We start from the raw sequence: 512 nt of genomic DNA, 5'->3' as shown, positions 1-512 counted from the left end.
GGTTAATCGAATATAACCATAGCTCTGCTTTGTCTCCTCATGGGCTATTTTCACCAATATCGTCTGTTGATTTCGTTGAATCGTTCTTTTGCTCACGCCTCTCTTGAGCCAATCATAAAAACATGAAACTGAAACATGAAGTAATCGAGCCATTAAGGTAATTGGAAAAGAATATCTTTTTTGTTTCATATAGGCGTACCTTACTGACTTTCTTTGGCAAAGTACGCTGCTGCCTTTTTTAAAAATTCACGTTCCATTTCAGCTATTTTGAGCTGTTGTTTGAGTTTTTTATTTTCTTCGAGTAGAGCGTTTAGATCAGGTGAATACTGTTTTGTACCTGCTAAAGTTCCAGCCTTTGCTTTGGTATTCCAATTTGAAAGAGTTTGCATTGAAATGCTAAGTTGTCTGGCTGTTTCCGAGACATTGCCTTGATTGGCTTCAATTAATTTGATGGCTTCAGCTTTAAATTCTGTGGTGTAAGTCTTGTGTTTCTTGCTCATGGTAAACTCCTG

1 pseudogene is annotated in these 512 nt (G+C 37.3%); it reads right to left on the bottom strand.

The features are described 5' to 3' along the window. Positions 1-500 (bottom strand): annotated as a pseudogene (locus ABD296_RS50385) (IS3-like element ISAba22 family transposase); the annotation flags it as partial. Positions 501-512: the final 12 nt, after the last annotated feature.

This window comes from Actinomadura napierensis (assembly GCF_039529375.1).
In the GTDB taxonomy this organism is placed as follows: Bacteria; Actinomycetota; Actinomycetes; order Streptosporangiales; family Streptosporangiaceae; genus Spirillospora; species Spirillospora napierensis.
Note: the sequence above shows the minus strand (reverse complement) of the source record. Positions and strands in the feature narration are given on the sequence as shown.